Source organism: Mycobacterium sp. (assembly GCF_035633495.1).
Lineage (GTDB): Bacteria > Actinomycetota > Actinomycetes > Mycobacteriales > Mycobacteriaceae > Mycobacterium.
On the sequence record NZ_DASQEU010000009.1, the window covers coordinates 1 to 21382 of the forward strand.

The 21382-nt window shown below is 67.0% G+C and carries 20 protein-coding genes, 1 tRNA gene, 1 other RNA gene and 1 pseudogene; 12 read left to right on the forward strand and 11 right to left on the reverse strand.

Annotation, left to right across the window (positions count from 1 at the left end; genetic code table 11):
- Both VET27_RS01235 and VET27_RS01240 read left to right on the forward strand, forming a co-directional pair.
- A partial coding sequence (locus tag VET27_RS01235) for a hypothetical protein (protein WP_526514564.1) occupies nucleotides 1–315 on the forward strand: 315 nt, incomplete at its 5' end.
- Between the two features lie 870 nt (nucleotides 316–1185).
- Nucleotides 1186–2640, forward strand: a complete 1455-nt coding sequence (locus VET27_RS01240) for an MFS transporter (protein WP_526514565.1) — start codon at nucleotides 1186–1188, stop codon at nucleotides 2638–2640.
- Here the strand turns inward: VET27_RS01240 and VET27_RS01245 are convergent.
- Both VET27_RS01245 and VET27_RS01250 read right to left on the reverse strand, forming a co-directional pair.
- Nucleotides 2630–3508, reverse strand: coding sequence for a phytanoyl-CoA dioxygenase family protein (locus tag VET27_RS01245; protein ID WP_526514566.1), 879 nt, complete (start codon nucleotides 3506–3508; stop codon nucleotides 2630–2632). The two genes, VET27_RS01240 and VET27_RS01245, sit on opposite strands and share 11 nt — an antisense overlap.
- 351 nt (nucleotides 3509–3859) lie before the next feature.
- Nucleotides 3860–4202, reverse strand: a pseudogene (locus tag VET27_RS01250) (ATP-dependent DNA ligase); the annotation flags it as partial.
- A 55-nt stretch (nucleotides 4203–4257) separates the two neighbouring features.
- On the opposite strand from VET27_RS01250, the gene VET27_RS01255 reads away from it, so the two are divergent.
- Nucleotides 4258–5310: an ATP-dependent DNA ligase gene (locus VET27_RS01255; protein WP_526514583.1), complete on the forward strand. Its 1053-nt coding sequence runs from the start codon at nucleotides 4258–4260 to the stop codon at nucleotides 5308–5310.
- A gap of 1 nt (nucleotide 5311) precedes the next feature.
- The gene (gene ligD, locus VET27_RS01260; RefSeq protein ID WP_526514567.1) at nucleotides 5312–6373 is read left to right on the forward strand and encodes a non-homologous end-joining DNA ligase; all 1062 of its coding nucleotides are present in this window, start codon (nucleotides 5312–5314) and stop codon (nucleotides 6371–6373) included.
- Between the two features lie 24 nt (nucleotides 6374–6397).
- On the opposite strand, the gene VET27_RS01265 is transcribed toward ligD, so the two are convergent.
- The 4 genes from VET27_RS01265 to VET27_RS01280 form a co-directional block, all read right to left on the reverse strand.
- Nucleotides 6398–7462, reverse strand: coding sequence for an NAD(P)H-dependent amine dehydrogenase family protein (locus VET27_RS01265; RefSeq protein WP_526514568.1), 1065 nt, complete (start codon nucleotides 7460–7462; stop codon nucleotides 6398–6400).
- Nucleotides 7463–7506: 44 nt separating this feature from the next.
- On the reverse strand, nucleotides 7507–8532 hold the full coding sequence (locus VET27_RS01270; RefSeq protein ID WP_526514569.1) for a S1C family serine protease: 1026 nt from the start codon (nucleotides 8530–8532) through the stop codon (nucleotides 7507–7509).
- Between the two features lie 85 nt (nucleotides 8533–8617).
- Nucleotides 8618–9433 (reverse strand): lipid uptake coordinator LucA, encoded by an 816-nt coding sequence (lucA, locus tag VET27_RS01275; protein ID WP_526514570.1) that lies wholly within the window; start codon nucleotides 9431–9433, stop codon nucleotides 8618–8620.
- Nucleotides 9434–9514: 81 nt separating this feature from the next.
- A tRNA-Ser gene (locus VET27_RS01280) sits at nucleotides 9515–9600 on the reverse strand.
- 59 nt (nucleotides 9601–9659) lie between these two features.
- On the opposite strand from VET27_RS01280, the gene ffs reads away from it, so the two are divergent.
- The 3 genes from ffs to VET27_RS01295 all read left to right on the forward strand — a co-directional run bounded on the left by ffs (nucleotide 9660) and on the right by VET27_RS01295 (nucleotide 12940).
- Nucleotides 9660–9756: signal recognition particle sRNA small type (gene ffs, locus VET27_RS01285), an RNA gene on the forward strand.
- Nucleotides 9757–9797: 41 nt separating this feature from the next.
- Nucleotides 9798–11075, forward strand: coding sequence for an aspartate aminotransferase type Ic (locus tag VET27_RS01290; protein WP_526514571.1), 1278 nt, complete (start codon nucleotides 9798–9800; stop codon nucleotides 11073–11075).
- A gap of 26 nt (nucleotides 11076–11101) precedes the next feature.
- Complete coding sequence (locus VET27_RS01295; protein ID WP_526514572.1) at nucleotides 11102–12940, forward strand: DNA polymerase III subunits gamma/tau; 1839 nt, start codon at nucleotides 11102–11104, stop codon at nucleotides 12938–12940.
- On the opposite strand, the gene VET27_RS01300 is transcribed toward VET27_RS01295, so the two are convergent.
- Together VET27_RS01300 and VET27_RS01305 are read right to left on the reverse strand one after the other, a co-directional pair.
- Nucleotides 12937–14253 carry an SAM-dependent methyltransferase gene (locus tag VET27_RS01300; RefSeq protein ID WP_526514573.1) on the reverse strand — a complete coding sequence of 439 codons (1317 nt, stop codon included), beginning with the start codon at nucleotides 14251–14253 and terminating at the stop codon, nucleotides 12937–12939. The genes VET27_RS01295 and VET27_RS01300 overlap by 4 nt on opposite strands.
- Nucleotides 14250–15629 carry an FAD-binding oxidoreductase gene (locus VET27_RS01305; protein ID WP_526514574.1) on the reverse strand — a complete coding sequence of 460 codons (1380 nt, stop codon included), beginning with the start codon at nucleotides 15627–15629 and terminating at the stop codon, nucleotides 14250–14252. Before VET27_RS01305 ends, VET27_RS01300 begins: the two co-directional genes overlap by 4 nt.
- 89 nt (nucleotides 15630–15718) lie before the next feature.
- Here VET27_RS01305 and VET27_RS01310 point away from each other — a divergent pair, with 89 nt between their 5' ends.
- Complete coding sequence (locus VET27_RS01310) at nucleotides 15719–16159, forward strand: SRPBCC family protein (protein ID WP_526514575.1); 441 nt, start codon at nucleotides 15719–15721, stop codon at nucleotides 16157–16159.
- On the opposite strand, the gene VET27_RS01315 is transcribed toward VET27_RS01310, so the two are convergent.
- On the reverse strand, nucleotides 16156–16953 hold the full coding sequence (locus VET27_RS01315; RefSeq protein ID WP_526514576.1) for an Rv3717 family N-acetylmuramoyl-L-alanine amidase: 798 nt from the start codon (nucleotides 16951–16953) through the stop codon (nucleotides 16156–16158). The two genes, VET27_RS01310 and VET27_RS01315, sit on opposite strands and share 4 nt — an antisense overlap.
- Nucleotides 16954–17051: 98 nt before the next feature.
- Between VET27_RS01315 and VET27_RS01320 the strand changes: the two genes are divergently transcribed.
- The 4 genes from VET27_RS01320 (at nucleotide 17052) to VET27_RS01335 (ending at nucleotide 19418) form a co-directional block, all read left to right on the forward strand.
- A complete protein-coding gene (locus VET27_RS01320; protein WP_526514577.1) occupies nucleotides 17052–17384 on the forward strand; it encodes a YbaB/EbfC family nucleoid-associated protein in 333 nt (110 codons plus the stop codon).
- A gap of 1 nt (nucleotide 17385) precedes the next feature.
- Nucleotides 17386–17997: a recombination mediator RecR gene (gene recR, locus VET27_RS01325; RefSeq protein WP_526514578.1), complete on the forward strand. Its 612-nt coding sequence runs from the start codon at nucleotides 17386–17388 to the stop codon at nucleotides 17995–17997.
- 31 nt (nucleotides 17998–18028) lie between these two features.
- Nucleotides 18029–18427, forward strand: coding sequence for a hypothetical protein (locus tag VET27_RS01330; RefSeq protein ID WP_526514579.1), 399 nt, complete (start codon nucleotides 18029–18031; stop codon nucleotides 18425–18427).
- 139 nt (nucleotides 18428–18566) lie between these two features.
- Nucleotides 18567–19418, forward strand: coding sequence for a DUF559 domain-containing protein (locus VET27_RS01335; RefSeq protein WP_526514580.1), 852 nt, complete (start codon nucleotides 18567–18569; stop codon nucleotides 19416–19418).
- Between the two features lie 62 nt (nucleotides 19419–19480).
- Here the strand turns inward: VET27_RS01335 and VET27_RS01340 are convergent, their stop codons facing one another.
- Nucleotides 19481–20197: a type 1 glutamine amidotransferase gene (locus VET27_RS01340; protein WP_526514581.1), complete on the reverse strand. Its 717-nt coding sequence runs from the start codon at nucleotides 20195–20197 to the stop codon at nucleotides 19481–19483.
- A partial coding sequence (locus VET27_RS01345) for a MurT ligase domain-containing protein (RefSeq protein WP_526514582.1) occupies nucleotides 20194–21382 on the reverse strand: 1189 nt, incomplete at its 5' end. The genes VET27_RS01340 and VET27_RS01345, both read right to left, overlap by 4 nt.

The following is a 21382-nucleotide window of genomic DNA, read 5'->3' on the forward strand; positions in this document are numbered from 1 at the left end:
AGTCGCGGAAAATGTGTAGACCTCGAAATCTATCTCGCAGCGGAATCTGTCAAGGCAATTGAGATTTTTAGCGATCAGTTGATTGTGGTTGCAGGGGCGGGTTCGTTGATGAAGAAGGTTGTTGGCATTTCCGGTGGCTTCGGGCGGTGTGAGAACCGCGCGGGGTTTGCGGCGCAAGCGTCGTTGAGGGTGATCTGGCGTGTTTCGTCGATCGCGTCGGAGGTTCCGAAGTGCACGGATGCCGTGGTGTGCCACGCGATGCCGGAGTGGCGGTGGATGTGGTTGTGTTCGTTGAAGGATCCGTCGAGATACTGACGTGTATCCGCAAGTGAAGCAAACGATTTCGGGAAATCGTGAAGATATTTCAGTGTTTTGAACCGGGCTTCGGAGTTATCCCGAATTCAGGGTAACTCCGAGTCGCTGTTCAAGACTCTCGAGTACGGGCCGGCGTCCCCCGAACGCTTCGGATCCATCGGGGAGGCAAGGGAATTCATGGCTACCCCCTTCGGTGGGGAAATGACCGCGAGCGTTGACGGCTCTTTGGATTCGGGTGCTGATGCTTTCGAGGGCATTTGTCGTGCACGCCACGGCGCGGATGGTGGTGTCGCGAACTGCAGAAACGGCAAGAACTCGGCCCACGCCTGTTCCCGCAGGCGCACGATCGCCGGGTACCGGTCGCCCCCCTCGCTCAGTGAACGCGACGAACGCGTCCAGCGCGGCGGATTCACTAGCGTCGACGGCGACCGCAGCGGCGGGACGCCCCGACTCCGGCCCCGGTGGTGGCAGCTCCGGTGCGCGGGCGGCTCGTTGCAGAGCGGCGTGGGGCCGGACTTTCAGTGTCTCGTCGGTCGCGCTGGTGGTGCACCGTCGGCTGGTGGTGACCTGGTCCCCGATGAACCGTGATCCCTCGATATCCGATCGTCGATTCCAGCGCGTGTTGCGCCATGAGCTATTGCCAACAGCAGTAGCGTCGCCGTTCGGGTCGCGGCAGCGCTGCAAGGGCATCGACCGTCTTTGTTCGGGGGACCCAATGCGTGGTCGCGCCATTGCGTCGGGCGGACCTTCTGGTCGAGGGGCCGCGCACACTGGATTGGAGGGGTCATGGGCGTGGTTGGCGGGCAACGGGGTGGCCGACCACGTGGGTGTCACCGGCCCGAGGTCGGCTTCAGCTTTGCGCTCCTTGCGATGGTCCTCGCCATCAGCGACTACACCGTTGCCGATACCGTCATCGCGCCGCTGGCCGACGATCTGGGGCTATCCTTTACCGAGCTGGGCTCGGCGTTCACCGCCTACTTCGCCGCCGCGGCGGCGTTCATCGTTTTGTTCGGTCGGCTCGGCGACGTCGTGGGCAGACGCCGTGTCATGCTCATCGGCGTCGGGCTGACCGTGGCCGCCAGTCTGTGCAGCGGCCTGGCATGGAATTTGCCGTCGTTCTTCGTCGGACGGATATTGGCCGGGCTGGCCTTGGCGGCGATCCTTCCCACCGGCCTCGGATTGCTGCACGCGTTGTATCCGCGCAGGGGTGCGACGCGCCAACGCGCGTTCGCCTTTTGGACCATGGCGATCGGCGCGGCCGCCGTGGTGGGACCATTGGTCGGCGGTGCCGCCGCGAGCACGCTCAGTTGGCGGTGGGCATTCCTTGGTGCGGCCCCGCTCGGTGTGGTTGCTGCCGTTGGACTTCGAGCGACCATCGCCGAAGACGATCGGCGCTCCGCGGGTGACGTCGACGTTGTCGGCGCGTCGCTGCTGGCGCTGGCGGCTGCGAGCCTGGCCGTTGCGCTCGACCTCGGCGCTGGGCAAGGTACGGCCCTGTCCGTGGGCGTGGCTTCGTGTGTGGGAATTGTTGCGACACTGACCTTCGTCCGTATCGCTCACCGCCGCATCAGGCAGGGCCGCGACGTGATCGCTCCCCCAGGCCTGTTTCGTCATCGCTCGTTCCGCAATGCCACCATCAGCTCGGCATTCATGGCGGTCGGCGACACTGGCTTTCAGATCGTCCTACCGGCCGTGGCCGGGATCGTCGTTCACACGGGCGACTGGGGAGTCGGTGGGCTGCTGGCGTGCTACGGCGCAGGGGCGATGATCGGCGGTCCCGTCGCGGCCCGTCTGAGGCGTCGTACCGACGACCGAACCGTCGCAAGGGTGGCGCTGGCGATGCTGCCCCTGCTGCTCGTGGCGTTATTACCGCTGCTCAGCGCGGGGGCGCCCCTCATGGGGATCGGCCTGGTTCTCGCCCTTTACGGTGTCGCGTGGAGTATCGCCTACTCACACTTGCTAGACCGCTCCTATCAGGACGTGGGCGAGTCGGACGCCGCTGTCGCCGGCGGTGTACAGAGCGCAGTGCGACTTCTCGCCGGAGCGGTGGGCGCCGCGATCGTGACCGCCGTCTTCAGCGGGGCCGCGATGGGATCTGTCGATGCCGACTCCTCGGCTGGCAAAACCGTCGCTGAGTTCCACGCGCTCCCATCGCATCAGCGCCTGCAACTGGCTCGGCAGGAAACCGGGGTCGACCCGGCCGCGCCACACGCCGTGGAGACCGCTTACACCACTGGAGCGCGCGCCGCGATCTTGGCCGCCGCCGCTATCACGGCGCTCGCGTTACCCGTTGCGTTGCGGATTGACAAATCGCTCAGACCGTGATCGGGCGATCAAGGCGATCGCGCACCGCATCCAGGAAGGGATGTACGTCCTCGTCGAGGTAGTCGGCTGGAGCTCGCCAGTCGATGCGGCCCATCTTCCCTGCGAACAGCCCGTAGCCAATCAACTCCCGCAAGCGCGGATCGAACCGTCTGACCAACTCGCGCGGAATGCTCAGCTGCTGATTGACCTGCTGACGCAGGAAGCCCGCACAGTAGTTCACCGTCAACGCCGGGCGCGACCCCGTGCTGCGGTTGGCGCCAGCGGTGTGCCACAAGCTGCCGTTCCAGATCAGCGCGTCACCTGGAGCCATCTCAACGGGGATGGCCTGCGGATATGGCGGCGAGGGCTGCTCAGCCCACCGATGCGACCCCGGTACGACCCGGGTAGCGCCATTGCCTTCGGTGAACCGACACAGCGCGATCAGCGCGTTGCACAACAACGGCTGGTGTGGACGCGGCAACGGATACATCTCGTCGTCGCTGTGCAGACGCTGCGCCACCGCACCTGGCAGCTGATTGCTCGTCATGAACCACGACAACAAGCAATCACGCCCGAGCACACCCTCGACCACTGGCAGCAGTCGAGGATGTACCGGCAACACCTCGTAACGCGCCCCATGCAACAGGAGGTTGTCGATACGGACCCAGTCGTGATCGGGTCCGTCCACCGGTGCGTGGCCTGGGCGGGGGAAGCCCTTGACCACCGTGGTCGAGTTGGAGATGACCGTCGGCAGCTGGCGCTGCAGCCGCAGGCTGTCCTCGAGAAAACCGTCGACCGACGCCGGATCAAGAACGTTCTCGACCACGGTGTAACCAAACTCGTCGATCTCCGCGACGTGGCGCGCGGCCCACCCCTCAACAGGGTCCACGGTGGCGTGCTTCCCCTCACCCATCAGCTCGGAAGGAGATCCGGCTCGAGATCGTCCTTCTCTCCGTCGTCATCGACCACCGTGACGTCATGCACATCCATCGCAACACCTTTCACTTGGTTTACCAGTAAGACATTGGTCCTACCACGCTCTGACGGGCCAGATCATCGCCTTGCGCCGATTGCCTCCTCGGGGCCGCCGCGTCACCCTGCCCACCTGACAGAATGCGGCCTGTGTCAGACATCCCAGGACCGCTCATGACATTGAGTTGAATCACCGAACTTGCCAGCGCTGACTAGTCCGAGTCACCACAGGCAACATCCGGTCAATGACCGCCTATACACCAAGGAGGATGAACGAGGCCGGCGTCTTCTCGGCGAGCATGCGCACCCGTGAGGCGGCGGGGTGCACGCAGCTGGAGGGCGTCTAAGTCCAGACCGCGTTCGCCCGCGATGACGATCTCCCCGTCGATCACGCAGCGCTGCGGCAGTTCGGCGGTGGCCGCGGCGACCAGTTCGGGGAAGTAGCGGGTGAGCGGGCGCTCGTTGCGGCTGCCCAGCTGGACCTCGTCACCGTCGCGAAAGCAGATCGACCGGAACCCGTCCCACTTCGGCTCGTACGAGGCGTCGGGTGGTATCTCCGAAACCGCCTTCGCCAGCATCGGGGAGACCGGCGGGACGACGGGCAGCTGCATTGCCTCATCGTTGCGCGGGCGATGACATTGATTGGCGACGGCGGTCTACGTGAGTATTGACAGCGTGGACCTATCCGTACAGCCGCCCGTCGAGCCGATGCTGGCCAAGGCGGTGACCACGGTGCCCGTCGAGCCAGGGGTCTGGTCGTACGAGCCGAAGTGGGACGGCTTCCGGGCGCTGGTGTTCCGTGACGGCGCCGACGTCGTGCTGCAGTCGCGCAGCGGCAAGGAGCTCGGCCGCTACTTCCCGGAACTCCTCGACGCCCTGCGTGACGAGCTGGCGCCCCGCTGCGTGGTCGACGGCGAAGTGGTCGTCCCCCGTGAAATCGGTGGGCGCACCCGGCTGGACTGGGAGTCGTTGAGCCAGCGCATCCATCCGGCAGAGAGCAGGGTCACGATGCTCGCCGAGCAGACGCCCGCCCACTTCATCGGGTTCGACGCCTTGGCCACCACCGACCGGTCACTGCTGAAGCAGCCCTTTCGCGTGCGGCGGGAGGCGCTGCGTGAGCTCGTCACCGAGAAGACGTGGTGCCACGTCACCCGCACCACCGAGGACCCGAAGCTGGGAACGCAGTGGCTGACGACGTTCGAAGGCGCGGGACTCGACGGGGTGATCGCCAAGCGGCTCGACGGTCACTATCTAGCCGGCAAGCGCGAGATGATCAAGGTCAAGCACGAGCGCGACGCCGACTGTGTGGCCATCGGCTATCGCGTCCACAAGAGTGGAGAGGGTGTCGGGTCGATTCTGCTCGGCTTGTACCGTGAGGATGGCGAGCTTCAGATGATCGGTGGCGCAGCGTCATTCAGCGTCAAGGATCGCTTCAAGCTCCTCGCCGACCTCGAACCGCTCCGCAAGGGTGACCAGGTCAACGACGGTGAGCCGAGCCGTTGGAACTCCGCGGCCGACAAGCGGTGGATCCCGGTGCGCCCGGAGAAGGTCGCCGAGGTCGCCTACGACCAGATGGAGGGCAACACCGTGCACGGTCAGCGCTTCCGGCATGCGGTGAAGTTCGTCCGATGGCGGCCCGACCGCGAACCGTCGAGCTGCACCTTCGACCAGCTCGACGTGCCGTTCAACTACGACCTGTCCGACGTATTGGAGAAGTGAGATGGCTGAGAAGTACGGGTCTGCAGAGGAAGTCGACGTCGACGGCGTCGCCGTCCGATTGACGAGCCCCGACAAGGTGTACTTCCCCAAGCTCGGCGCCGACGGGACCAAGCGCACCCTCTTCGACTACTACCTCGCCGTCGCACAGCCCATGCTCGCGGTGCTGCGGGACCGCCCTACACACTTGCAGCGGTTCCCCGACGGCATCGACGGGGAGGAGGTCTATCAAAAGCGTGTTCCGGCAAAGCATCCCGACTATCTCGAGACGTGCCAGGTGACGTTCCCGTCGGGGCGGACCGCGGACGCCCTGAAGGTGACGCACCCGTCCGCGATCGCGTGGGCGGTGCAGATGGGCACCGTCACGTTCCACCCGTGGCAGGTGCGATGCCCCGACGCCGAACACCCCGACGAACTGCGCATCGACCTGGATCCGCAGCCGGGTACCGGGTTCGCCGACGCCCGCGAGATCGCCGTCGAGGTGCTGAAGCCCGTACTCGACGAGCTCGGCATCGTGGGTTACCCGAAGACGTCGGGCGGCCGCGGCGTGCACGTGTTCATCCGGATCAGACCGGACTGGGACTTCATCGCGGTCCGCAGGGCGGGCATCGCGTTGGCCCGCGAAGTCGAGCGGCGTGCGCCGGACAAGGTGACGACGTCATGGTGGAAGGAGGAGCGCGGGCAGCGATTGTTCATCGACTACAACCAGAATGCGCGCGACCGTACCTTCGCCTCGGCCTACTCGGCCCGTCGCACGCCGATCGCCACGGTGTCCACACCGCTGTCGTGGAAGGACCTGGCGACGGCCGACCCCGACGACTACACCATCGCCACGGTGCCGAAACTGGTTGCCACCCGGGATGATCCGTGGGCTGACATCGAGAAGGTGGCTCACTCCATCGAGCCGCTTCTGCAGATGGTCGCCGCCGACGAGGAACGCGGGCTCGGCGATCTGCCCTATCCGCCGAGTTACCCGAAGATGCCGGGAGAGCCGCCGCGCGTCCAGCCGAGCAAGAAGGTCGCCGCGCACTGGGATGAGAAGGGCAATCCGATCGAGGACGCTTAAGGCCCGCTTAAGGCTAATTGTTCGTTAACTGACCGGCACCACTCCGCGGGGCAGGATGAGCGGCAGGTCGTTGTAGGTCACGATGCCTGGCGCGGCGGCGACGACCGCAGGGATGGCGTTCAGTGGTGGTGTAGCGGTCATGATGTGCCCCAGGACCATGAATTCCTCCAGCGTCGTCGCCTCGAAGTCCGGCGGCGGGAGGAATCCGACCTTCATCGTCACCGTCGGTCGCCCGGCAACCTCGATGACCCAGCCGTCCTGTTCGATCTTCCAGTCGGGCACCAGCGTCTGCCCCTTGCGCCACCGGACGTTGATCTCCACGACGGACTTTCCGCCGAGCATGCCCTGCCAGCTGGCGTACACGCCGGCGACACAGCCCGCCGGGATCGTCCACGAGCCGAGGTCGAGGTCTTCGGTGGTCTCTGCGTACTCGGCGTCACAGCGAACTTCGTCGAGCTCGATGCCGAGCGCGTCGGCAACCATGCGCACCGCCGCACCGAACATCCCGGTGCCCTGCGCGGTCATCGCCCGCAGATCGGGATGATCGATGGGCTGGCCGAACCCGACCGGTTTCTCGGTCGCAGGCGAGTCGTAGAAGGTGGTGTCGGCGGCTTCGTTGACGGTGATCTTGTCCAGGCGGTCGCAGATTCCGGCCGCCACGATCGATAGCTGGTTGACGTAACCGGGGCTGATGCCAGACCCGAACATGCTCGATCCACCCTGTTCGCATGCGGCGGCGATTTTGGCGCGGCCGTCGCCCTGGTTGTGGCCTGTGATGAACGACGCGGTGGCGACGACGTTGACTCCCGCGGAAAGGATCGTCACCAACTCGTCGACGTCGATCCACATCGGGTTGTAGACCACGCAGTCGGGCTTCAGCGCGAGGAGTGCGCCGACGTCGTCGGTGGCGGTGACGCCGAGGGGCTCGATGCCCACGAGTTCGCCGACGTCACGGCCCACCTTGTCCTGCGACCAGGCGTAACAGCCGACGAGTTCGAGGGACGGATTGCGCGCGATCGCGGCGACGGAACTCTTGCCGACATTGCCGGTCGTCCACTGCACGACACGGTAGGGAGATGTGTTTGGCACTCGCTCCGGAGTGCGGGCTGGCCCGCCGACCTGTTTGGCCGAACTCAGGAGGAGAGCGTCGCCTTGCCGGTCAACTGCTGGCCTGCCCGGTCGATCCAGGCAAGATCGACGACGTCGCCCGGGTAGTGGCGGTCCAGGACGTCGGTGAGTTCGTTCGCCGAGTTGAGCTGTTCGCCATCGATGCTGAGCAGAACGTCGCCATCGTTGAGCCCGGCCTGTTCCGCAGGGCCGCCCCGCAGCACCTCGAAGAGAATCACTCCAGGCAGTGACTCGGACTGGCTCCTGCCGTTCACGCCGACGCCGAGCAGCGTGGGCGGGCCGATGTGCACGGTGCTGGTCGGTGTCCGCGAACGAATCTGACCTGCCGTCGCCAGCGCGTCGTTGATCGGGATGGCGAAGCCCGAACCGCCGGGATCCATGCGGAAGTTCACGGTCGCGGCCGTGGTCACGCCGACGACCTGTCCGGCGCCGTTGACCAAGGGCCCTCCGGAGTCACCGGCCCGAACCGGCGCGGCGAACTCGATCAAACCGGTCGCCTGTTCGGAGCTTCCCGTGAGTTCGTCCTTGGCGGTGATGGTGCGGCCGAAAGCGACCACCTCTCCGACTTCCCGTGTGAGCGGACTCTCCGAGCCCCTGGCGTTACCGAGCGCGACGACGGGGGCACCCAGGGCGAGCTGAGACGAATCGCCAAGGGGCGCGACGGGCAGGCCGCCGGCGCCGCGCAATTGCAGCACGGCGATGTCGCGGTTGCGGTCGTAGCCCACGAGGTCGGCCTGATAGGGACGGCCGACGACGGTCGCGGTGATGTTGTCGGCGCCCTGCACGACGTGGAAGTTCGTCATCACGGTTCCGCTGGGGTCGAGGACGATGCCCGTACCGGCGCCGATGGCCCGCTGGTAGTTGATGGTCGTATCGATCCTTGCAACGCTGGGCTCGATCTGCGAGGCCACGCTGGTTAGATCGGCGGGAACCGCCGACGCGGGTGCGGGTGCCGAGACGGCTCCCGAGACGGCGAGCGCCGCCACGACGACGGCGACGGAGAGCCGCCACCAGGTCTGGAACCTGTGCATGGGCCACCTTTCGCCTGTGTATCTCGGGATTTATCCACAATTGTGGCGTTGACACCGTGGGCTGTCGACGAACCGGACGGTGACGTCAGTCTTCGAGGACTACTCCGCGGCGTGAACGCCCGAACAGCCGCGACGTGGACTGGCCATTTGGGCGTCGGTTGCGCAACTTGCTATCCAACTCATCGGCGTCGGACTCCTCCGCGTTACCGATGCCGTTGGCGATGGCCTCTTCCGTCGCACTGGTCTCGGTGGTCTCAGCGGCCTCGCTGGTCTCATCGGACTTCTCGAGGGTGGCGGGCACGAGGATGCCATCGTCTCCCGCGTGCTCGTCTTCGTCGGCGTCCGACGTTTCGGGTTCGTTGGCATCGTTGGCGTCGACGACCTCATCGGCCGGCTCGAGCTCGTCTTCGTCGGTGTCGGATCCACGGTCGCGACGGCGTGTCTGACTCTTGGGCCGAAGCGGCTTCGGCGGGGGCGGAGGCAATTCGGCGGCGTACGCGAGGTAGAAGCTCAGTGCGCCCAGGATGGCGACTGCAGCCGCTGCCCCGTAGACGCCGAAGAGGGTCTGACCGGCCGCATCCAGGCTGACCCAGATCTCGCTGATCGCCGCGCCGACGATGAGCGCACCTGCCAGAACGTGCAGGACGACCGACCAGAACCGCAGCGAGAGGGCGAGCTGCGGCGTGCCGAACTCCGGCCTGCGCGTCCGCAAGAGCGTCAAGACCACCGGCAGCGCCGCGAGACCGATGAGGGCCCCACACACGATGCGCATGGGCAAACCGAGGCCGACGGGCCACGCGCCGGTCAACTCGAACCAGCGGGGCAGCACGAAGAAGAAGTAGAGAGCCCCCGCGAGGACGAAGAACGATGCGTGCCACAGGACCGCGATCCAGCGCCGCATACTCCTCCTCGAGTCAGTGGGGCCGTTCAAAGGCCGGGACACGACCAGGCACCCGTTGGCCTGGCCGCACCCGCACCAGCGCGGAGGATAGGGGATTTGAACCCCTGAGGGCTATTAACCCAACCCGCGTTCCAGGCGAGCGCCATAGGCCACTAGGCGAATCCTCCGCGGGCCATGGTAGCCGACCGGGCTACATGCTCCTCACGAGCGCGGGGTACTACACTCGTCTCGGACCCCGCGCGGCGTCCATCCTGTGAACTCCCCCAGGGCCGGAAGGCAGCAAGGGTCAATGGGCTCTGGCGGGTGCGCGGGGTCCCCTTTCTCGTTCACGGCCATTGTTCACGGCCCCAATGAAAGGCCCGCCGTGTCGTTTCCGTCCATCGGCCGTGACGAACTCGCGGCGCAGCACGAGCTGCAGCGCCACAACTACGCAGATCTGCAGGCCAAGAAGCTCAGCCTGGACCTCACACGTGGCAAGCCGTCCCCGGAGCAACTCGACCTCTCCAACGACCTGCTGGCTCTGCCGGGTACCGAGTACCGCGACGGTGACGGCACCGACACCCGCAACTACGGCGGTCTGCACGGGCTCCCCGAGCTGCGCGCCATCTTCGGGGAACTGCTCGGCATCCCGGTGCCGAACCTGATCGCGGGCAACAACGCCAGCCTCGAGATCATGCACGACATCGTGGTCTTCTCGCTGTTGCACGGCGGCGTCGACTCGGTGCGGCCGTGGCGCGACGAGCCGGTGGTCAAGTTCCTCTGCCCGTCCCCCGGTTACGACCGTCACTTCGCGATCACCGAGAGCTACGGCATCGAGATGATTCCCGTGCCGATGCTCGAGGACGGGCCCGACGTCGACCTCATCGAGGAACTCGTCGCGGGAGACCCGGCGATCAAGGGCATGTGGTGCGTACCGGTCTTCTCCAACCCGACGGGTGCCACCTACTCCTGGGAGAACGTCCGCCGACTGGTCCAAATGCAGACTGCGGCAACAGATTTCCGGCTGTTCTGGGACAATGCCTACGTCGTGCACACGCTGACCCACGACTTCGTCCGCCAAGTCGACGTGGTGGGGCTGGCGGCCAAGGTGGGCAACTCGAACCGGCCGTACGTCTTCGCGTCGACCTCCAAGATCACCTTCGCGGGAGCGGGCGTCAGCTTCTTCGGTGGATCGCTCGGCAACGTCGCCTGGTATCTGCAGCACCTGGCCAAGAAGACGATCGGACCCGACAAGGTCAACCAGTTTCGCCACCTGCGCTTCTTCGGCGACGCCGACGGCGTGCGGTTGCAGATGCGGCGCCATCAGCAACTGTTGGCGCCCAAGTTCGCCCTCGTCGCGGAGATCCTCGAGGATCGCCTGGAGGAGTCGAAGATCGCGTCGTGGACGGACCCCAAGGGCGGTTATTTCGTCAGCCTCGACGTCTGGCCGGGTACCGCCAGGCGCACGGTCGCGCTTGCCAAGGACGCGGGTATCGCGGTGACCGAGGCGGGAGCATCGTTCCCGTATCGGAAAGACCCGGAGGACAAGAACATTCGGATCGCCCCGTCGTTCCCGTCGCTACCCGATCTGACCGAGGCGATCGACGGCCTCGCCACGTGCGCACTGCTCGCCGCCACCGAGTCGCTGCTGGAGCGCGGCTAGTCGGGGGATGTGGGTAGCCTGCTTCCGTGGCTCTCTACCGCAAGTACCGACCAGCGTCCTTCGCCGAGGTGGTCGGGCAGGAGCACGTCACCGAGCCGCTGTCCACGGCGCTCGAGTCGGGCCGCATCAACCACGCCTACCTCTTCTCCGGTCCGCGTGGCTGCGGCAAGACGTCGTCGGCCCGCATCCTGGCGCGCTCGCTGAACTGCGAACGGGGGCCCACTCCGACGCCGTGCGGGGTGTGTGACTCGTGCGTGGCGCTGGCCCCCAACGGTCCAGGCAACGTCGACGTCGTCGAACTCGACGCGGCCAGCCACGGCGGTGTGGACGACACGCGTGAACTGCGCGACCGCGCGTTCTACGCCCCCGCCCAGTCGCGCTACCGCATCTTCATCATCGACGAGGCGCACATGGTCACCACGGCGGGCTTCAACGCGCTGCTGAAGATCGTGGAGGAGCCACCGGAACACCTGATCTTCGTGTTCGCGACGACGGAGCCCGAGAAGGTGCTGCCCACGATCCGCTCGCGCACCCACCACTACCCGTTCCGGCTGCTGGCGCCCAAGACCATGCGCGGCCTACTGGAACGCATCTGCGCGCAGGAGGACGTCTCGGTCGACGACGCGGTGTACCCGCTGGTGATCCGCGCCGGCGGCGGCTCTCCCCGCGACACCCTGTCGGTGCTCGACCAGCTGCTCGCGGGCTCCGACGGCAGTCTCGTCGCCTATCCGCGCGCCCTGGCACTGCTCGGCGCCACTGACCTCGCACTGATCGATGCCTCGGTCGACGCGCTCGCCGCCGGTGACGCCGCGGCGCTGTTCGGCGCGGTCGAGTCGCTCATCGACGCCGGCCACGACGCGCGGCGCTTCGCCACCGATCTGCTCGAGCGGTTCCGCGACCTCATCGTGCTGCAAGCCGTGCCCGACGCCGCGACGCGCGGTGTCGTCGACGCGCCCGACGACGTGTTGGAGCGCATGCGCGATCAGGCCGGGCGGCTGGGCACCGCGACCCTGACCCGCTACGCCGAGGTGGTGCACGCCGGTCTCGGGGAGATGAGGGGCGCCACCGCGCCGCGGCTGCTGCTGGAGGTCGTCTGCGCGCGACTGCTCCTTCCGTCGGCAAGCGACACCGAAGCAGCTCTGCTGCAACGCATCGAGCGCCTGGAGACCCGGCTGAACGTGTCCATCCCGGCAGGCGAGGCGTCGCAGGCAGTTGCGGCCGTCGAGGCGACGCCCACCAAGCAGTTCACCCGCAGGAGCGACTCTCCCGAGCCTGCCGAGCCCGCTGCCGCGCCGCCGGAGGGACGGGTCGAACCGACGCCCGTCACGCCGGTGTCCGACCCGGAACCGCCGCCGCCTACGAAGCCGACTCCGCCACCGGTGGCGGAGCCGGCTCCGCCACCCGAGGCGCCCGCCCCGACGGGTCAGCCCGATGCCGCCGTCGTGCGCACCATGTGGTCGACGATCCGGGACAAGGTACGCGAACGCAGACGCCCCACGGACGTCATGCTCGACGGTGCCATCGTGCTCGCGGTCGAAGGCGACACCCTCGTCCTCAGCCACGTGTCGCCGCCGCTGGCGAATCGACTCAACGAGGCGCGCAACGTCGAGATCATCCGGGACGCGTTGAAGGACGCGCTTGGCGTCAACTGGAACATCCGGTGCGAAGCCGGGTCGCCCACCGCTTCAGTGCCCGCCGCCCGCCCTCATCGGGTGGTGGAGGCGCCGCCTCCGCCCGAGGAGGACGAGGAGAGCATGCTCGCCCAGGCCGTCCACGAGGAAGCCGGGCCGCGTCGCGACCCCGAGGAGGTCGCCCTCGAGCTACTGCAGAGCGAGCTGGGCGCGCGACGGATCGACGGCGGCTAGGCCGCCCACCACGGGCGTAGCGGCAGGTCGCCGTCGCCACCCTTGTTGTCCAGCTTGACTGCCAGAACTTGGTGCAGCTGAACCACATTCGTTTCAAAGCCCAGCCGGGACCCAGCCATGTACAGGCCCCACACCTTGGCGGTGGGCAAGCCGACCTCCGCGACGGCCTCGTCCCAGTGCTCGACGAGGTTGGCGCACCAGTCGCGCAGTGTCATCGCGTAGTGGTGGCGCAGGTTCTCCTCGTGCACCACCTCGAGCCCGACGTCCTGAGCCTCGGTGATGATGCGGCCCGACCCCGTCAGCTCCCCGTCGGGAAAGACGTAGCGGTCGATGAAACCGCCCGCCGCGGCCCCGCTGCGATTGTCCGGTCGGGTGATGCAGTGGTTGAGAAGCAGTGCGCCAGTGCGCATCTTGGACTTGAGGAACCGGAAGTACGAAGGATAGTTCTGCACGCCGATGTGCTCGGTCAGGCCGATCGACGACACCGCGTCGAAACCGGACTCGCGTACGTCGCGGTAGTCGCCGTGACGTACCTCGGCCAGATGGGACAGCCCCTCCTCGGCGATGGCGTTCTGGGCCCACGCCGCCTGCTCCTTGGACAGTGTGACGCCGATGGCCTTCACGCCGTGGCGAGCCGCGTAGCGAACCATGCTGCCCCAGCCGCAGCCAACGTCCAGCAGACGGTCGCCGGGCTGCAGGCGCAGCTTCTCGAACACCAGCCGGTACTTGTTGTCCTGTGCCTCTTCGAGACTCGCGTCGGCGTCGGGGTAGCTGGCGCAGGTGTACGTCATCGAGGGGCCGAGTACCCACTCGTAGAAGGAGTTCGACACGTCGTAGTGGTGATGAATGGCTTCGGCATCGCGTGTCTTGCTGTGCCGCAACCCTTCTGCGATGCGGCGCCACCGCGGCAACGCCTCCTGTGGCGGCGGTGAGATCGGGCGCAGGTGCTCGAAGCCGATCGACCGCACGATGTTGGCCAGCATGCGGGCCGACGGACGCTTGATGGCCAGCTTGTCGGCCAGCGCGCGGAGCAGATCGTAGGGATCGCCGGGGTGCACTCCGTGCATCTCCACGTCACCCGAGACGTAGGCGCGGGCCAGACCCAGTTCACCGGGCGACGTCGCCAGGTAGGTGGTGCCGCGCGGGGTGCGGAGGTCGAGGCCGATCTCGGCGTCCGCCGGTCCCGCCGAGCTGCCGTCGTAGGCCGTGAACTTCAGCGGCAGATCGTCCCCGGCGGCGAACATCTCGAGGATCTCGGCGAGCGTGAGCCTGCCGGCTGCCGCTTGAGTCGATTCTTCCTTGTAGGTCGTCATCTTCTTTGCACCGCCTTCGCGTACAGATCGAGCAGACGTGAGTCAGGGTCGTAGGTCTTCTTGACCGTGTTGTAGGTTTCGCCGCCGTAGAGTTCGTTGAACTCGTCGGGAGAGTAGTAGGCGTCGGAGTACAGAGACTTGTGGCCGTCCAGCTCGCTGACCTTCTCCTCGATCAGGCGGTTCGTCTCACCCTCTTCTGTGCCGGCCGGCACGGATGACCAGAAGCCTATGTTGACGTAGGTGTGATGCCCGGCAATTGGGTAGAGCGGCCAGCCTGCGTCGTCGCGCAGCCGAAGTGGGCACAGCCAGATGGGCTCGATCGGCACGTTCTCGAGAAACCAGTCCACGAACTGGGCAGTACGCCCGATCGGCACCTCGATGTCCTGCACGACGCGCTCCAGCGGTGGTCGACCGTGGCGCTTCTCGAGGCGGTCGGCGACGTTGAACCGTCGGTCGTAGCCGATCAGCTTCCAGTAGAAGCTGCTGCGCCGGTAGCGCCGCGGCCACAGCCGCCTGATCGTCGGGTTCTGAGCGCCGAACGCTCGCGAGCACCAGAACCAGTCGGTGTCCCAGCGCCACAGGTAGTCGTGGATGGTCAGACGGTCGTGCTTCTCGCCCTTCGGATGCTGGATGGACCGGTAGTAGATGTCCTTGCCGGTGTAGTCGCTGACGGGACCCGGTGTCGAGGTCTGCACGCCGACGCTCAGGTAGGACTCGTCGGCGGTGAAGACCACGCCGTCCAGATAGTGGACGGGCACGCCGTCGATGCCGCCCGTTTCGATGATCCGCTCCATGGTCGCGACGAGGTCCGTCAGCGACGTGAACCGCAGGTGCCTCAGCGCGACGAAGGGCTTGACCGGTTCCAGCTCGATCTTCAGCCGCACCGTATAACCCAGCGTCCCATAGGAATTGGGGAAGGCATGGAAGAGATCGGAGTGCACGTCTCGACTCGCCGTCAAGACCTCGCCAGTCCCGGTGAGGATGTCCATCTCCAGCACCGATTCGTGGGGTAGGCCGTTGCGGAACGAAGCCGACTCGATGCCGAGCCCCGTCACCGCACCGCCCAGCGTGATGGTCTTCAACTGTGGCACCACCAGCGGCGACAATCCGTACGGAAGCGTGGCGGCGACCAGGTCCTCGTACGTGCACATGCCCGCGACGTCGGCGGTGCGCGCCTCGGGATCGACGGCGATCACTCCCGTGAGCCCCGAGACGTCGAGCCCCTTTGCGGTGGCCTTCTCACGGGCGCGAAACAGGTTCGAGGTGGGTTTGGCCAGACGCACCGTGGCGTTCGGCGGGATGGCGCGGTAGCTCGCCAACAGTCTCTCCACGCCTGCGGCGTGAGCCGACTGCGCTTCGATCGATGCAACAGTCACGGATATACGCTAGACCCCGGCGGCACCCGATGCGACCGCACCGACCCGGGATCACACCCGTTCACCCCCTTATCTAGGAGTCTTCACCGATGGGACAGGTCAGCGCCTCCAGCACTGTTCTGATCAACGCCGATCCGGACGCCGTTCTCACGGCGGTCGCGGACTACCAGACGATTCGTCCGAAGATCCTCTCCCCGCACTACAGCGGCTACCAGGTGCTCGAGGGTGGACGGGGCGCAGGCACCGTCGCCACGTGGAAGCTGCAGGCCACGAAGTCGCGGGTCCGCGACGTAAAGGCCAGCGTCGACGTCGCAGGCCACACGGTCATCGAGAAGGACGCCAACTCGACATTGGTGACCAATTACACGGTCGCGCCCGCGGGCGCCGGCTCGTCGGTCACGGTGAAGACGTCGTGGCAGGGCGCGGGCGGGGTCAAGGGCTTCTTCGAGAAGACGTTCGCACCGCTGGGCCTGCGCAAGATCCAGGCCGAGGTCCTGGAGAACCTGAAGAAGCAGGTCGAGTCGAACTAGGCGGCCGCCCGCGCCGGTCTCGTCGCCAGGAAGCCCGCGATGCCGCGCACCACGGCGTCGGCGTACTTCTGCCGGCCCTCTGGGCTCTCGATCAGCGCCGTGTCGGCTGGGTTCTTCATGTTGCCCAGCTCGACGAGGATCGACGGGTACTGAGCCAGGTTCAGTCCGGCCAGGTCAGCGCGGGGGTACAAACCACCCTGGCCGATGTAGTTGGCGGGCATCAGGCCCGCGGCCTGCAGCTGGTCGCGCATCGTCTGGGCGAACTGTACCGATGGTCCCGACTGTGCGGCGTTGAGCGGCGGCGACGAGTAGTTGACGTGGAAGCCGCGTCCCGTGGCAGGCCCACCGTCGGCGTGGATCGACACGATCGCGTCCGGCTTCAGCGCGGTGGCCATCGCCGCCCGCTCGTCGACGCAGGCGGCGACGCCGGTGTCGTCGCCGCGGGACATCGCGGTGCGCACGCCCAGCTGGGTCAGTTCCTGGCGGATGCGGAGCACCGTCTCCCAGTTGAAGGTGTGCTCGGGGTAGCCGCCGTTGGTCGACGTGCCGCTCGTCTGACAGTCCTTCGTGCCACCACGCCCCGTGGGGACCTGCTTGGTCAGCGATGCGTCGTTGGCGCCGTTGTGACCGGGGTCGAGGAAGACGATCATCCCGGCGATGTTGGCCGGGGCGGCCGTGGCGGTCGGGATGCCGATGGGTCCAGACGAGGCGGCGAAGAGGAGGCCGGCGGCCACCGCAGCGGAGATGCGCTTGACGGAGGCGGCGCCGACACGCAGGCAGGCAGGTACGTGCACGGCGTCAACGTAGCCCGGTGGGCGACTAGGCTTGAAGGGCAAATCGCCACGTGCGGACGACAGCAATCAAGTCGAGACCAACCTGCAAGGGGACTGTCATGCAACCCGGCCAACCGCCCGACATGTCGGCGCTCCTCGCGCAGGCCCAGGAGGTTCAGCAGCAGTTGATGGAGGCGCAGGAGGCACTCTCCGTCGCGGAGGTTCGCGGGCAGGCCGGAGGCGGTCTAGTTCAGGTGACCATGAAGGGCAGCGGCGAGGTGATCAACGTCGCGATCGACCCGAAGGTCGTCGACCCCGACGACGTCGAGACGCTGCAGGACCTCGTAGTCGGCGCCATAAAGGACGCCTCCCTACAGGTCACCCTGATGGCGCAGAGCAAGCTTGGCCCCCTCGCAGGCGGCCTCGGCGGCTTAGACATTCCGGGGCTCTGACTTGTTCGAGGGTCCGGTCCAGGATCTGATCGACGAACTGGGCAAATTGCCGGGCATCGGGCCGAAGAGCGCTCAGCGCATCGCCTTCCACCTGCTGTCGGTCGAGCCGCCCGACATCGACCGACTGACGGCCGTGCTCGGCAAGGTCCGTGACGGCGTGAAGTTCTGCTCGGTGTGCGGCAACGTCTCCGACGACGACCGTTGTCGCATCTGCTCGGATTCCCGGCGGGACGCCTCGCTGGTGTGCGTCGTGGAAGAACCCAAGGACGTCGCGGCCGTCGAACGCACGCGGGAGTTCCGGGGCCGCTACCACGTGCTAGGTGGCGCCCTGGATCCGCTGTCGGGAGTCGGGCCGGAACAACTGCGAATTCGCGAGCTGCTCAACCGAATTGGCGAGCGAGTCGACGGCGTCGACGTCGCGGAGGTCATCATCGCGACCGATCCCAACACCGAGGGCGAGGCGACGGCGACGTATCTGGTGCGCATGCTGCGCGACATCCCCGGGCTGACCGTGACCCGTATCGCGTCCGGCCTGCCGATGGGTGGCGATCTGGAGTTCGCCGACGAGTTGACGCTCGGCCGGGCGTTGACCGGCCGCCGAGCCATGGTCTGAGCCTCGGGAAGGCTTGAGTATCGTAGCGCTCATGCCGGACGAGGAGTTCAAGGTCGAGGTCGAGCTCGGAAACGAGGCGCACCACCTGTCGTTCTGGGAGAGACTGCGGTCGATGGACGTCGACGACGAGGCCCGCAGGCGGCTGGGCAGCCGGGTGACGGTGACGCGGGACGGCAACCGGATTCAGCTCTACACGCACAGCCTGCAGGACGCCCGCGAGGCCGAGCGCAACGTGCGCGACCTGGTCGTCGCCGATGACATCAACGCCGAGTACACCACGAGCCGATGGAATGCGGACGCGCAAGCGTGGGTCGACGCAGGCGACGGCCACGCGGTCACCGACGACGCGCCGGACGTGCCCGTTCCCGACCCGAGCTACGTGATCCTCGAGGCCTACAAGCCGGACTTCCTGCGCGACCTCGGGCTGTAGCCCCTCTGGCTTCGCCGTCGCGGCGCTCGGCTCGACCGCCCGCTTCCGCGACACATAAACGTTGGCGGTGACACGCCGACAGATGCCGCCAAGGCTTATGCCTCGAGGAGCTGTCGGTGGTCACTGCCAATGTTCGGGCATGGCAGCGGTCTTCTCTGGGAGTCGGGCGATGGGGCATGGGCAGCTGACCCGCCATCAACTGCGAACCCGTTTCGAGGCGGTCCATCCCGACGTGTACGTGGCGGAGTTCGCGGCGATGACGACGGCAGACCGAGCGTGGGCAGCACTGCTCTGGTCCAAAGGCCGCGGCGTGGTGGCGGGGCTGACGGCTTCGGCATTGCATGGAGCGCGCTGGGTGGACGACGGTGAACCCGTCGAGCTGATCTGGCGAAATCAGCACGCCCCCAGCGGGGTGCTGACACGCAATGAGCGAATCGACCACGACGAGATCGTGGTCGTCGATGGGATCACGATGACGACCACCGCTCGCACAGCCCTTGACCTCGGTCGTCATCTGGAACGTGACGATGCGGTGGCTCGCCTTGACGCGTTGGCCCACACGACGAAGATCCTGGCGACCGACGTGGAGCCGCTGCTCGTACGCCACCGCGGCAGCCGTGGCGCCAGGCGGGCGCGGGACGCGATCGCTCTGATGGACGCGGGCGGAACTTCTCCGAAGGAAACGTGGCTGCGGCTGCTGGTCCTAGACGATGGGTTGCCGAAACCCGACGCGCAGTTGATGGTTCACAACGGCGACCACTATCCCCTTGCCTACCTGGATCTAGGGTGGCAGAAGTACAAGGTTGCCGTGGAGTACGACGGCGACCAGCATCGCAAGGATCGCAAGCAGTATCTGAAGGACATCAGCCGGTTGCGCATGCTTGAACGCCTGGGCTGGATCGTCGTCCGAGTGGTGGCGGAGGACCACCCACTGGACGTCTTGCAACGCGTGCGCACTGCCCTCGCGCGTCGCGGCTATCGCGACACATAATCGTTGGCGGTGCCACGCCGCAAAAGGTCGCCGTGGCTTATGTCTCGCCGGGGGTGGTGGCCCTAGACGCGGCGCGGAGCGGCCAGCCGTTCCCGTCGCAACTGGTCGACCTCGGCGAGCTCGATCGGCGCCAGCTCGCCGACCACCCGCGACAGCAGGTGATCGGCCAGCTGCGGGTTGCGAGCCAGGCAGGGGCCGTGCAGATAGGTGGCGACGATGCTGCCCTGCACCGCGCCGTCGAAGCCGTCCCCGTCGCGGTTCCCCGCGCCGCTGACCACCTTGGCGAGCGGCGAGGCCGACGGGCCCAAGACCGTTCCGCCGCGATGGTTCTCGAAACCGGTCAGACGCTGGTCGAGACCGGCCGGCAGTGGCTGCGACACGACTTCGCCGATGGTTCGCTTCGGCTGCGGCGACGTGGTCACGTCGAGCACGCCGATGCCGTCCACGCGCTCGCCCGACGAGGTCTCATACCAGTGCCCGAGCACCTGGATGGCCGCGCAGATCGCCAACACCGGGGCGCCGCGTGCAATCGCCCGCTGCAGGCCGGGGTACTGGATCAGGTGTTTGGTCGCCAGCCGCTGGGCGTAGTCCTCGGCGCCGCCGAGCGTGTAGAGGTCCAGCGAGTCGGGCACCGGGTCGGCCAGCGTGATCTCGACGACCTCGGCGTCGAAACCCCTCAGCTGCAACCGCTTACGAAGCACGACGGCGTTACCGCCATCGCCGTAGGTACCCATCACGTCGGGCAACACCAGCCCGATCCGGATCGTCGACTCGGTCATGGGAGCCGCCGGTTGAGTTGCAGGAAGGCCGTGTAGTTGGCGATCACCTCGACGTGGCCCGGTGGGCACGACGCGATGGCCTTCACCGTGTCGTGCACCAGGGTGTGGCCGACGCCCGCATATCCCAGGCGCACCGCCAGGTCAGTGCCGCGTTCACCCGCCGCGACGACCGTGGTGTCCTCGAAGTGCTCGAAGCGCACGTCCCACAGCCACGACAGGTCCTCGCCGTCGGGAACCTGGCCGTTGACGGCGATCACGACGCCCGCGCCGTGTTTGTCGACCATCGACAGCGCCTCCTGCCAGCCCGCCGGGTTCTTGGCGAGCAGCACGCGAACGGTGTGTTCGCCCAGGCTTACGGTCCGGTAGCGGCCTGCGACCTCGTCGACGCCGGACACCGCGGCGACGGCGGCCACGGGATCGGCACCGAGCGCGACGGCGGCCGCGATCGCCTGGGTGGCGTTGCCCCGGTTCACCGCACCGGGCAGGGCCAGCGTCATCGGGAGGGTGAGGCCGTCGGGTCCGTAGACGCATGCGTCGTCGTACCACCACTGCGGCGTCGGCCGCTTGAAGTCGCTGCCCGTCGAGTACCAGTGCGACTGTTCGCGCACGATGATCTCGCCGCTGCGGGGGCAGCTCACCGAGTCGTTGGCCCAGCTGCCACCGGCGGCCACCCACACCACGTCGGGGCTGTCGTAGGCGGCGGACGTCATGAGGACGTCGTCGCAGTTGGCCACGACGACGGCGCCCGGATGACGCGCCAGGCCGCCGCGCAGCGTCCGCTCGATGTGGTTGATCTCACCCACGCGGTCCAGTTGGTCGCGGGACAGGTTCAGCAGGACGATGACGGACGGGTCGACGGCATCGGCGACGTGCGGCACGTGCATCTCGTCGACTTCCAACGCCGCCAGCTTCGCGTGGCGGGTGCCTGCGAGGGCCGCGATCAGCCCCGCATCCATGTTGGCGCCCTCGGCGTTGGTGGCGACGGGGCCGATGGTGGCGAGTGCCGCGGCGGTCATCCTGGTGGTGGTCGACTTGCCGTTCGTGCCGGTCACGACGACGGTGCGGCGGCCGGCGCCGAGCTGACGCAGGATCGACTTGTCCAGCCTCATCGAGACCAGGCCGCCGATCATCGCCCCCGCTCCTCGGCCGGTGACGCGCGACGCCCAGCGCGCGGCAGACCCGGCG